A 904-nucleotide genomic window follows, 5' to 3' on the forward strand; every position below is an offset into this window, starting at 1 on the left:
CGCGGCGCGGAAGACCAGTGCCGCGGCGACGACCGGCCCGGCGAGCGGCCCGCGCCCGGCCTCGTCCACGCCGGCCACCTGCCCGCCGCCCGCTTCCAGCGAAAGATCCGGTCCCTGCCGCGCCATGCCCGCCCCGTAGCATGACGGGCTTGCGGGCGCGCACACCGATCCACGACCATCCCCGCGAAGGCGAAGGACCAGGACCATGCGCAGCACCCACATCGACGGCCGCGGCTGACGCGATGCGCCGCTTCTACGGCTGGGCCACGCCCAATTCGCAGCGCGTCTCGATCATGCTCGAGGAATGCGGCCTGCCGTATGAGGCGATCGGCGTGAATATCCGCGCACGGGAACAATTCGCCCCGGCAATCGTCGCCCTCAACCCCTATGGCAAGATCCCGATCCTGGTCGAGGACGGCATGCCGCCGATCTTCGAAAGCGGCGCCATCCTGATGCATCTGGCCGAGACGCAAGCGCGCCTCCTGCCGCGCGACCCCGCCCAGCGCGCGGAGACGCTCGCCTGGCTGATGGTGGCACTCACCTCGCTCGGGCCGATGACCGGCCAGGCGCATCACTGGACGGACCTAGCCCCTGAGAAGCCGGAGGCCGCGCGCCGCCACACGGTCGGTCTGGTCGAGCGCGTGTACAGGCTGCTCGAGGGCAGGCTCACCTACCAGCCGCATCTTGCGGGCGCCGACTATTCGATCGCCGACATCGCCGCCTATCCCTGGATCGCGCGGCACGCATGGGCCGCGCTGTCGCTGGACGACTGGCCGGCCATCGCGCGCTGGTTCGCCGAAGTCGGCGCCCGCCCGGCCGTGCAGCGCGGCATGCGGGTGCCGGCCGGCGCGCGGCTCGACTGAAGCGGCGCGCCGGGGCGTCCTGGCGCGCCTCGTGTCAGGCG

The 904-nt window shown here is 72.5% G+C and carries 1 protein-coding gene; it reads left to right on the forward strand.

Annotation, left to right across the window (positions count from 1 at the left end; all coding sequences use genetic code 11):
• Window positions 1-242 precede the first annotated feature (242 nt).
• Window positions 243-863: a glutathione S-transferase family protein gene (locus HW577_RS25715; RefSeq protein ID WP_198378912.1), complete on the forward strand. Its 621-nt coding sequence runs from the start codon at window positions 243-245 to the stop codon at window positions 861-863.
• Window positions 864-904 lie beyond the last annotated feature (41 nt).

The organism is Neoroseomonas rubea (genome assembly GCF_016106015.1).
Lineage (GTDB): Bacteria > Pseudomonadota > Alphaproteobacteria > Acetobacterales > Acetobacteraceae > Neoroseomonas > Neoroseomonas rubea.